The organism is Lentzea sp. NPDC051208 (assembly GCF_040682435.1).
Taxonomy (GTDB): domain Bacteria; phylum Actinomycetota; class Actinomycetes; order Mycobacteriales; family Pseudonocardiaceae; genus Lentzea; species Lentzea kristufekii.
This window is the reverse complement of the sequence record NZ_JBFBAW010000012.1, coordinates 251,944-262,300: the sequence shown is the minus strand read 5'-3', so window position 1 is coordinate 262,300 and position 10,357 is coordinate 251,944. Positions and strand designations below refer to the sequence as shown.

Annotated in this window: 12 protein-coding genes; 4 read left to right on the top strand and 8 right to left on the bottom strand. The window is 69.7% G+C overall.

Annotation, left to right across the window (positions count from 1 at the left end):
• Positions 1 to 203 precede the first annotated feature (203 nt).
• From AB0M48_RS28630 to AB0M48_RS28595, 8 genes are all read right to left on the bottom strand, one after another.
• Positions 204 to 674, bottom strand: a complete 471-nt coding sequence (locus AB0M48_RS28630; protein WP_363847739.1) for a zinc-binding dehydrogenase — start codon at positions 672 to 674, stop codon at positions 204 to 206.
• 67 nt (positions 675 to 741) lie between these two features.
• Positions 742 to 1,614: an aminoglycoside phosphotransferase family protein gene (locus AB0M48_RS28625; RefSeq protein ID WP_363847736.1), complete on the bottom strand. Its 873-nt coding sequence runs from the start codon at positions 1,612 to 1,614 to the stop codon at positions 742 to 744.
• 61 nt (positions 1,615 to 1,675) lie between these two features.
• Positions 1,676 to 2,128: a winged helix-turn-helix domain-containing protein gene (locus AB0M48_RS28620; RefSeq protein WP_363847733.1), complete on the bottom strand. Its 453-nt coding sequence runs from the start codon at positions 2,126 to 2,128 to the stop codon at positions 1,676 to 1,678.
• 11 nt (positions 2,129 to 2,139) lie between these two features.
• On the bottom strand, positions 2,140 to 3,072 hold the full coding sequence (locus tag AB0M48_RS28615; RefSeq protein ID WP_363847731.1) for an ABC transporter substrate-binding protein: 933 nt from the start codon (positions 3,070 to 3,072) through the stop codon (positions 2,140 to 2,142).
• A 12-nt stretch (positions 3,073 to 3,084) separates the two neighbouring features.
• Complete coding sequence (locus AB0M48_RS28610; protein ID WP_363847729.1) at positions 3,085 to 3,807, bottom strand: amino acid ABC transporter ATP-binding protein; 723 nt, start codon at positions 3,805 to 3,807, stop codon at positions 3,085 to 3,087.
• On the bottom strand, positions 3,804 to 4,676 hold the full coding sequence (locus AB0M48_RS28605) for an amino acid ABC transporter permease (protein ID WP_363847726.1): 873 nt from the start codon (positions 4,674 to 4,676) through the stop codon (positions 3,804 to 3,806). The genes AB0M48_RS28610 and AB0M48_RS28605 overlap by 4 nt, the downstream gene beginning before the upstream one ends.
• Positions 4,677 to 4,884: 208 nt before the next feature.
• Complete coding sequence (locus AB0M48_RS28600) at positions 4,885 to 6,156, bottom strand: LLM class flavin-dependent oxidoreductase (RefSeq protein ID WP_363847723.1); 1,272 nt, start codon at positions 6,154 to 6,156, stop codon at positions 4,885 to 4,887.
• A gap of 12 nt (positions 6,157 to 6,168) precedes the next feature.
• Positions 6,169 to 7,020: an LLM class flavin-dependent oxidoreductase gene (locus AB0M48_RS28595; protein WP_363847720.1), complete on the bottom strand. Its 852-nt coding sequence runs from the start codon at positions 7,018 to 7,020 to the stop codon at positions 6,169 to 6,171.
• Positions 7,021 to 7,389: 369 nt separating this feature from the next.
• On the opposite strand from AB0M48_RS28595, the gene AB0M48_RS28590 reads away from it, so the two are divergent.
• Genes AB0M48_RS28590 through AB0M48_RS28575 form a run of 4 tightly spaced genes read left to right on the top strand, consistent with a single transcriptional unit; the run spans position 7,390 to position 10,339 of the window.
• Entirely contained in the window at positions 7,390 to 7,779 is a 390-nt protein-coding gene (locus AB0M48_RS28590; protein WP_319985089.1) for a MerR family transcriptional regulator, read from the top strand.
• Positions 7,767 to 8,078, top strand: a complete 312-nt coding sequence (gene trxA, locus AB0M48_RS28585) for a thioredoxin (RefSeq protein ID WP_363847716.1) — start codon at positions 7,767 to 7,769, stop codon at positions 8,076 to 8,078. The genes AB0M48_RS28590 and trxA overlap by 13 nt, the downstream gene beginning before the upstream one ends.
• Positions 8,079 to 8,097: 19 nt before the next feature.
• Positions 8,098 to 9,681 (top strand): Na+/H+ antiporter, encoded by a 1,584-nt coding sequence (locus tag AB0M48_RS28580; protein ID WP_363847714.1) that lies wholly within the window; start codon positions 8,098 to 8,100, stop codon positions 9,679 to 9,681.
• A gap of 10 nt (positions 9,682 to 9,691) precedes the next feature.
• Positions 9,692 to 10,339 (top strand): uridine kinase, encoded by a 648-nt coding sequence (locus AB0M48_RS28575; RefSeq protein ID WP_363847711.1) that lies wholly within the window; start codon positions 9,692 to 9,694, stop codon positions 10,337 to 10,339.
• Positions 10,340 to 10,357: the final 18 nt, after the last annotated feature.

Sequence of the window (10,357 nt, the reverse complement as noted above, 5' to 3'; positions counted from 1 at the left end):
TTCTCATCTACGTAACCTGACGAATGGCCCCGGATGGCGGGGCCTCCTACTCCGGTTCGCGGATAGCGCGACGTGCTATGGCATCAGCAGCACCGGCTTGATCACCTCACCCGCCGCCGCCCGCATCGCGTCCCCCACGGCGCCGAACGGGAAGTGCGTGACGACCTCGTCGAACGGAAACCTCCCCTGCCGGCGCAGGTCGATCAGCGTCGTGATGAGCGCCGTGCTCCACCCCTCCCCCCGAGCACGCCGACGACCCGCTTGCCCCACAACGTGCTGAGGTGGTCCAGTTCGACGCGCGCCGCTGCCGGCGCTCCGCCGATGAGAGCGCACGTCCCGCGCATCCCCACCGACTCCACGGCCTGACGGCAGACCGTCACGACTCCGGTGCACTCCAGACTGAAGTCCGCGGGCCCGGCGCAGATCTCGTGCACCGCCGCGCCAGGCTCGTCCACGGCGACGTTCACCGTGTCGGTGGCGCCGAACCGCCGGGCGAGCGCGAGCCGGGACTCGTGCCGGTCGACCGCGATGATGCGGGTCGCCCCGCTGTTGCGCGCGGCCATGATCGCGGCGAGCCCGACCGTGCCGGCGCCGTGGACCACGAGGGACGAACCGGGGTGCGGCTCAAGCACGTTCAGCACGGCGCCCGCACCGGTGGACAGTCCACACGCCATGGGCCGAGCAGTTCCCGCGGGAACTGGCCTTGGATCAGTTCACCCACAACGGACCCGTCGATCCGCTTCAGTCGTCCCAGCCGGGACACAACTGGTCGAGCGTCCGGCTGGCGATACCCGCGAGAAACAGATTGGTCTCGCGGTAGTACGGCAGCGCAAGCACAGCAAGGTGCAACGCCCAGCCCTTGGCGCGGGCCCAAGCGGCGTCGTCGTACTCGCCCATCTCCCGCTGAAACACCTTGCGGCCGCGTTCGTCGAGGTAGAGCCAGGCCGTCATGAGGTCACCGGCCGGGTCGCCGACGCCCGCGCTGCTCCAGTCGATCACGCCGGTCAGCTCGCCGCCGGTGAAGATCAGGTTGCCGACGTGCAGGTCGGCGTGCAGCCACCGGCCCGGCTGGTCCCAGCGCGGGGCGTTCAGGGCGTCGTCCCAGATCGTGACGAGTCTGGGGTCGCCGCCGACCTGCGCGATGCAGGAGCGGACGGAGTCGTCGTTGTCGCGGGCGTCGAGACGGCCGCGATAGGTGGTCCACGGCCGGCCGGTGGCGTCGACCTCGTGCAGAGCGCGGATCAGGGCGGCGAGCCGGTGCGGGGTGTCCTCGGACACTTCCTCGGCCGGGGCGGTCTCGCCCGCGACCCAGCGCACCACCGACCACTGGTACGGGTAGCCCAGCGCGGGCTCGCCCAGCGCCAGCGGTTCCGGCACGGCGACCGGCAGGTACGGCCCGACCAGGGGAACGACGACCGCTTCCTTGGCCGGGTCGTTCCTCGCCCATTCCCGGCGCGGCAGCCGCACCGCCAGGTCGTCGCCGAGCCGGTACAGGGCGTGGCTGGTGCCGCCGTGCACGAGCTCGGTGATCGGCAGACCGTGCCAGCGCGGAAACTGCGTGCGGACCAGTTCGTCCACAAGGGACACGTCGGTGGCGGTCTCGCCGTCGAGCATCGATCAACTCCCCCGGTTGAGCCTCCCATGCAACACCGCGCCTGGGGCCGGGGCAACTCGTTTACCCGGCGCGCCGGTCCGCGAGGCGCACCACGTTCAGCGACCGCTCCACCCGGAACCTGCTGCTCGACGACACCAGGTACCCGACGCCGCGGACGGTCTGGACGATCTCCGCCGCGTCGCCGAGCTTCTTCCTCACCCTCCGCACGTGCACGTCGACCGTGCGGCCGCCGCTGTAGTCGTCGTCGACACCCCACACCGCCGAGAGCAGCTCGCGCCTGCGGTGCACGCGGTCGGTGTGGGAGCACAGGTGGAGCAGCAGTTCGAACTCCAGCCGCGTCAGCTCGACGGGCTCGTCGTGCACCAGCACCTGCCGCGTGTCCGGCAGGATCCGGACGTCCGCCTCGTCGACCACGGCCTCGACCGCCGGCACCAGGCCCGCGTCGGTCAGCGCGCCGAGCAGCCGCAGCGCGGTGTTCTCGTCCCCGGTGTCGATGGTGATGCTGAACCTCATGTCGCACCTCCTCAGCTCTTGGGCAGGCCCTGCGGGTTGATCTCCGACGTCGGCACGGCCTCGTCGGACAGGCCCCAGCGCTCCAGCACCTCGGCGTACTTGCCGTTGGCGATCAGCTGGTTCAGCGCCTCCTGGACAGGAGTAACGAGCCCGCTGTCCTTCTTCGTGGTCGCGGCGATCTTGCCCTGGACGGCGGCGCCGCCGGAGAAGTTGCCGATCACCTCGGTCTGCCCGGACGTCGCCGCGTGGTAGGCCGACGTGGGGTTCGGGCCGAGGTAGGCGTCGATGCGGCCGGACTGCAGTGCCAGGTAGTAGTCCGACGAGTTCTGGAAGTACTTGATGTCCGTGGCCTTCAGACCCGCTGAGACGTTCGCCGCACTCCAGTCGACCAGGATCTTCTCCTGGTTGGTGCCCGACGTCACGGCGATCACCTTGCCCGCCACGTCTTTGGGCTCCTTCACCTTCCAGGTACCGCCCTTCTTCGCCTCGAACGCCAGCGTGTCCAGGCGGTAGGTGGCGAAGTCGTACTTCTCCTTGCGCGCCTCGGTCACCGTGATGTTCGACAGGCCGAGGTCGTAGGCACCGCTGTCCAGACCGACGAACAGGTTCTCCCACGACGCGACCTCGAGGCGGGGCTTCAGGCCCAGCACGTCGGCGACCAGCGTGGCGATGTCGGTCTCGACACCGATCACGGTCTTGTCGTCGGTGGCGTAGAACCGCAGGGGTGGTGCTGTGCCGGCGGATCCGCCGATCACCAGTTCCCCCTTCGTTCTGAACTTCTCCGGCACCTTCGCGGCGATCTTGTCGTCCTTCACCGCGGTGACGCGGTTCTGCTGCGGGCCGAGGTTCACGCTCAGGCCCGGGACCTCGGCGGGCTCCTCACCACCGGCCGTGCCGCAGGCAGCCAGACCGAACGCCAGCACGGCGAGAAGTACTTTGCGCACAACGAACTCCTTCTACAGAACCTTGGACAGGAAAGCGCGGGTGCGCTCGTGGACGGGGTGGTCGAGCACCTCGCCGGGTGATCCCTGCTCGACGATCACGCCGTCGTCGATGAACACGATCCGGTCGGCCACCTCGCGGGCGAAGCCGATCTCGTGCGTGACGACGACCATCGTGGTGCCGGAACGGGCGAGGTCGCGCAGCACGTCCAGCACCTCGCCGACCAGTTCGGGGTCCAGCGCGGACGTCGGTTCGTCGAACAGCACGACCTTCGGCCGCGTGGCGAGGGCACGGGCGATGGCGACGCGTTGCTGCTGGCCGCCGGAGAGCTGCCGCGGGTACGCGTCCGCCTTGTCCGCGAGCCCCACGCGTTCCAGGAAGTGCCGCGCGTCGGCGAGCGCCGCCACCTCCGCGATGTTCTCCAGCGCGGTGAGGTGCGGGAACAGGTTGAAGTTCTGGAAGACGAACCCGATGTCCCTGCGCTGTTTGAGGATGTCGCGTTCCTTGAGCTCGTGGAGCTTCCCGCCGCGGCGCCGGTAGCCGATGAGCTCGCCGTCGATCGTGATGTACCCGCGATCGACCTTCTCCAGGTGGTTGATGGTGCGCAGCAACGTCGACTTGCCGGAGCCGGACGGCCCGAGCACCACCACGACCTCGCCGGCCGCGACCTCCAGCGACACCCCGCGCAGCACCTCGAGCGACCCGAAGTTCTTGTGCACGCCCAGAACCTCGATCACCTGCGGTCTCCTCGCGCGAAGTAGCGCTCGACGTGGTGCTGGCCGATCGAGAGCAGGGTGGTCAGGATGATGTACCAGACGGTCGCGACCATCAGCAGCGCCACGACCCGCGCGTTGCGGCCGTAGATGACCTGCACCTGGTAGAAGAGCTCGCCGATCGCCATCACGGAGACGACCGACGTGCCCTTGAACAGGCTGATCACCTCGTTGGCCGCGTTGGGCAGGATCGACCGCATCGCCTGGGGCAGCACGATCCTGCGGAACTGCCGGAGCCTCGGGATGCCCAGCGCGGCCGCCGCCTCCAGCTGCCCGCGGTCCACCGAGATCACGCCGGACCGGACGATCTCCGCCGCGTAGGCCGCCTGGTGCAGCGCGAGCCCCAGCACGGCCGCGCCCATCGGGCTGATCAGCGCGATCGTCTCGAAGCTGACGAACTCCGGCCCGAACGGCACACCGAGCGAAAGCCGCTGGTACAGGTAGGAGATGTTGAACCAGAACAGCAGCTGCACGATCAGCGGGATCGACCGGAACGCCCAGATGTAGGTCCAGCCCACGGCGCTCAGGAACGGGCTTTTCGACATCCGCAGCACCGCCACGACGATGCCGAGCGCGAACCCCAGGACGGTGCCGAGCACGGTCAGCACGATGGTCGTGCCGACGGCGGTCAGGATCGACCGGGCGGTGAAGTAGCGGGCGAACGTCGGCCAGTCCCACGCGGGGTTCGTGACCAGGCCGTGCACGAACTGCGCGGCGAGCACCAGCACGAACGCGACACCGACCCAGCGCCAGGGGTGACGGGCGGGCACGACCGGTAACGAGGAGAGATCATCGTCCTTTGTGGACACGAGCGTGAGCGTGCCAGAGGTCATGGCGAGTCCTTGCTGCGGCGGGGAACGTGAGACGAGCGAGAAGGGTCAGCTCGTACAGGCGGTGCGACAGCGGGAGGACAGGACCAACGCGGCAGCGCCTTTCATCCTGTCCTCCCTTCCCTGCGCTCTTGAGGAGAGCACTCACTCAACGACGCTCACGTTAGGTACCGGCGAACCGGCCGGGCAAGGACGTCCACGTGCTGAACAACTATCGGATACCGAGATGATCCCTCAGCGTCGGACCTGTGTAGTCGGCCCGGAAGACGCCGCGCTCCTGCAGCAACGGCACGACGGTGTCCGCGAACTCGTCGAGCCCGCCCGGCGTCACGTGCGGCACGAGGATGAACCCGTCGGCCGCGTCCTGCTGCACGAGGTCGTCGATCTGCGCGGCGACGCTGTCCGCCGACCCGATGAACGTCTGCCGGGCGCTCACGTCGATCACGAGGTCGCGGAGGGACAGGTTCTTGGCCGCGGCCTTCTCCCGCCACTCCCGCACGGTCTGCGCCGGGTCCTTGAACATCCGCACGCTCGCGCGGCCCTTCGCGATGGTGTTCTCGCCGATCAGCGGCTCGACCTCCGGCAACGGCCCGTCGGGGTCGTAGCCGCTCAGGTCCCGGTTCCACACCTGCTCCAGGAACCGGATGGCCGTCGCGCCGCTGACCTGCTGCCGCCGCACCACGGCGGCCTTCTCCTGCGCGTCCGCGTCCGTGTCGCCGAGGACGAACGTGGCCGCGGGCAGCACCACCAGCTGGTCGTGCGTGCGGCCGTACTTGGCCAGCCGCCCTTTGACGTCGCGGTAGAACTTCTGGCCCGCCTCCAGGGTCCCGTGCCGCGAGAAGATCGCGTCAGCGGTGGCGGCGGCGAACTCCCGGCCCTCCTCGGAGTCTCCCGCCTGCAGGATCACCGGACGCCCCTGGGGCGAGCGCGGAACGCCGAACGTGCCGCTGATGTCGAAGTGCTGGTCGGTGTGCTCGAACGGCCCCACACCGGTGTCGAACAGCTTCCAGGCGGTGCGCAGGAACGACTCCGCGCGCGTGTACCGGTCCTTCTGCTCGAGGAACCCGCCGCGCCGGAAGTTCTCACCGGTGAACGCGTCCCACGAGGTCACGACGTTCCAAGCGGCACGTCCGTCCGACAGGTGGTCGAGCGAGGCGAACTGCCGCGCCACCTCGTAGGGTTCGTTGAAGGTGGAGTTGATCGTGCCCGCGAGGCCGAGCCTGTCGGTGACGGCGGCCAGCGCGGCGAGCACGGTGAACGTGTCCGGCCGGCCGACGACGTCCAGGTCGTAGATCTCGCCGCCCTGCTCGCGCAGCCGCAGCCCCTCGGCCAGGAAGAAGAAGTCGAACTTCGCCCGTTCGGCCGTCCGTGCCAAGTGGACGAACGACTCGAACTCGATGTGGCTGCCCGCCTGCGGATCGCTCCAGACGGTCGTGTTGTTCACGCCGGGGAAGTGCGCGGCGAGGTGGATCTGCTTGGGCATCTCGCGTTCCTCCTAGGCGAACTGGTTGGCCGGGCGGGCGAGGCCGAGGTGGCCGCGCAACGTCGTGTGCTCGTACTCCGTGCGGAACAGTCCGCGCCGCCGCAGTTCCGGCACGACCTCACGGGTGATCAGGCGGAGGTCGCCGTGCAGCCGGAATCCGGTGAAACCCTCGCCGTGCCAGGCGATCAGCTCCTCGACCGGGGTCGCCGCGTCGACGTCTCGGAACACGAGCCTGCCGGATGCCGAGACCTCGTCCGCGAACACGATGTCCCCCAACGGCTCCGAGGCCGCGATCAGCGGATGGCCCTGCGGCGGACGTGGCGTGATCGACGGCCCGCGCACCTTGAACCACCGGCCCTCGAAGTCGATGTGGTGCAGCTTCTCGCGGTCGATGAACCGCCCGGTGGCCACGTCGCGGATCTCCGCGTCGTCCTCCCAGCTGTCCCACAACCGGCGCAGCACCTCCGCGTAGTCCGCGGCCTCCTCCCACAGCTCGGGCTCCGGGCCGATCGAACGACGCCCGAAGTGCCTGGCGTCAGCGGGATCGGACGCGACGGCCAGCTGCACGCCCGCCCGTCCCCCGCTCACGTAGTCGAGCGTGGCGATCGCTTTCGACAGGTGGAACGGCTCGGTGTGCGTCACCACCGCCGTCGGCACGAGCCCGACGCGCGTGGTCAGCGGAGCGATGCGCGCGGCCGTGAGGACCGCGTCCAGGCCCGGCCGGCCGCCGAGCGAGTCGTCGAACGTGACGAAGTCGAGCTTGGCCTCCTCGGCCTCGCGCACGAGTCCGGCCCAATGCCTTGCGGTGAAAGCCTCTTCGCCAGTGGCGTGGAGCGCGGCGGCCAGGTGCAGTCGTGTGCCCACCGGTCCCCCTCTCGTCGTTTACCCGCATTCTGTGGGCGGAGAAGGGGCTCGTGCCGGGGCGGCCACTGGGTGGGACTCCTGGCCGGAGCGGGAATATTTTCGTGCTTGCGGATCGTGGCGCGGCGATGTCACGATCTTCCGCATGACGACTCGAAAGGGCGTGCGCGCCCTCGCGCTGTGAGCGCACCGAGCGGGCTTGAGGCCCGCTCCTCCGATCGTTTCCCATTCCGGGACCACTGGCAGACCGTTCGGGCGCGGATCGCCGCGCTCGTCTGGTGCCTGCGTCACCGGCTGCAGCGCGGCGACTGGCAGGGCGCCCCGAGCCGAAGTGTTGCGTTGACGTGAGCGTCAAGGTTTAGCGTTCGGTCCATGAGGATCGGCGAACTGGCCAAGCGAGCCGGCACCACGACCCGTGCGCTGCGCTTCTACGAGTCCGAAGGGCTCCTCGAAGCGGGACGCACGCCCAACGGTTACCGCGAGTACGACGAGCACCACCTGCGGCTGGTTCGCGAGATCCAGTCATTGCAGGCGGTCGGGCTGTCCCTGGAGGACACCCGGCCGTTCGTCGCGTGCCTGCGGGCCGGGCACGAGTCGGGCGACTCGTGCCCGGACTCGCGGGAGGTCTACCGGCGCAAGCTCGCCGAGGTGGACGCCTGCCTGGACCGGCTCAACACCGTCCGGGAGTTCCTGCTGGCCAGACTCGCCTTCCAGGACCCGTGCCTCGTGCCCGAACCCAAGGAGTTCCAGTGCAGCAGCTGACCGACGCCACGTTCTCGGAGCAGACCCGGACGGGGACCGTTCTCGTGGAGTTCTGGGCGCAGTGGTGCGGGCCGTGCCACATGCTCACCCCCGTGCTGGAGGAGATCGACCGCGAGCGGGACGACCTGACCGTGGTCAAGATCAACGCCGACGAGAACACCGCCACCGCCCGCGACCACCAGGTCATGTCGCTGCCGACGATGCTGCTGTTCCGCGACGGCGTGCCGATCCGGCAGATCGTGGGAGCGCGTCCCAAGTCCCGCCTGCTGGCCGAACTGGATGACGCGCTGAGCACCTGATCGGCCTATCTTCTAGCGCATGCTCGGTCTCGAACTCGTCGTGGTGCTGGGTGTGTGCATCCTCGCGAGCAGCATGGTGTCCGGCCGGTTGCGGGTCGCCGCCCCGGTGTTGCTGGTGGTGTGCGGCGCGGTGCTCGGCTTCGTGCCCGCCCTGCAAGAGGTCAGCCTGCCGCCGGAGGCGATGCTGCTGATCTTCCTGCCGGCGTTGCTGTACTGGGAGAGCCTCAACACGTCGTTGCGGGAGATCCGCAGCAACCTGCGCCCGATCGTGCTGCTCAGCACGTTGCTCGTGCTCGCAACGGCCGCCGCCGTCGCGTCCGTCGCCCACGCGCTGGGCCTCGGCTGGGGTCCGGCGTGGGTGCTCGGTGCAGCTCTCGCACCGACTGACGCCACGGCCGTCGCGGCGATCGCCCGTGGCATGCCGCGTCGCACGACGACGATCCTGCGCGCCGAGTCGTTGATCAACGACGGCACGGCTCTCGTGATCTACGCGATCGCCGTCGCCATCACCACCGGTGAGCAGCAGTTCAGCACCGGACGGGTCGGGCTGCAGCTGGTGCTGTCGTACGCGGGCGGCGCGGTGGCCGGGCTGGTCGTCGCGTGGCTCGCGGTGCAGGTGCGCAAGCGGCTCGACAGCCCGTTGCACGAGAGCGTGGTCAGCATCCTGACCCCGTTCGCGGCGTTCCTGCTGGCCGAAACCGTGCACGGCTCCGGCGTGATCGCCGTGGTGACGTGCGGCCTGACGCTGGCGCGGGTCGGGCCGCGCATCGTGCGCGCCGACACCCGTCAGGTCAGCTACGCGTTCTGGGGCATCGCGACGTTCGTGTTGAACGGTGCCCTGTTCGTCCTGATCGGACTCCAGGCGCACAGCGCGATCCGGTCGCTGGACGGCTCGGAGACCCTCGCGACGTTCGGTGCCATCGGGCTGGTGGCGCTGACGGTGACGGGCACGCGCCTGCTGTGGAGCTACACCACTCCGTATGTGATCCGCGCCCTCGATCGCCGTCCGCAGCAACGACTGCGGCGCGTCGGTGCCCGCCAGCGGCTGGTGTCGTCGGCCGCCGGGTTCCGCGGCGCGGTGTCGCTGGCCGCCGCGCTGGCCGTGCCCGAGACGGTGGTGGGTGGCGGGCCTTTCCCGTTCCGCGACGAGATCATCCTCATCACGACGGGCGTCGTGGTGCTGACGTTGATCGTGCAGGCGGTGCTGCTGCCTTCGATCATCCGGTTCTCGCAGCTGCCCGAGGACACGGCGCTGGACGAGGAGCTGCGGCTGGCCCAGACGACGGCGTCCGAGGAGGCCTACGAGGCCCTGCCCCGTCTCGCCGACGAGGTGGGCGTCTCGGACGTCGTCTACAAGCGGGTGCGCGCCGAGTACGAACACCACCTGGAGGTCGTGCGGGCCAAGGAGGCTGGCGACGAGGAGGTGGCGCGGTCGGAGGTCGAGTACGCGGCGTTGCGGCTGGAGCTGATCGCGCACAAGCGGGCGACCGTGGTGCGGTTGCGCGACGAGGCCGCCATCGACGACATCGTGCTGCGGACGATCCAGCGCAAGCTCGACGTCGAGGAGGTCCGGCTCTCCAGGCGCGAGGTCGAGGACGACTGAAGTTCGGCCCGTGATCACTCGGGAGCGCGTGCTGGGCCGGATCGCCGACCACCTGGTCGGCCTCGGGCGTCCGCTGCGGGTGGCGGTGGACGGGATCACCGCGTCGGGCAAGACGACGCTGGCCCGAGAGCTGACCGCGGCAGTCGCCGCACGGGGACGGTCCGCCGCGCACCTGTCGATGGACGGGTTCCACCACCCGCGAGCCGTGCGGCACCGGCAGGGCCGCGACTCGGCGGACGGCTACTACCTGGATGCCTACGACTTCGGCGCGTTCTCGCGGCTGGTGCTGGAGCCGCTCGGGCCCGGTGGGGACCGCCGGTACCGCGAGCGGATCATCGACCTGCGCTCGGACACTCCCCTGGACGAGCCGCCGATCACCGGGCCGGACGACCTCGTGCTGGTGGTGGACGGGAGCTTCCTGCAACGCGAACTGAAGTGGGACGAGGTCGTCTTCGTCGACACGCCGTTCGAGGTGGCCTTCGAGCGCGGCACCCGGCGTGACACCGAACTGCTGGGCGGGCTGGAGCAGGCGCAGCGGGCCTTCGGCCGGCGGTATCACGCCGCGAGCCGCCAACCCGGAGCTGCTGGAGCGCGAGCTCGGCAAGAACGCCGCGCTCACCGAGGCCATCGCGGCCGCACTGCACGCGCGGTGCGGTGATCCTGACACCGCTTTCCT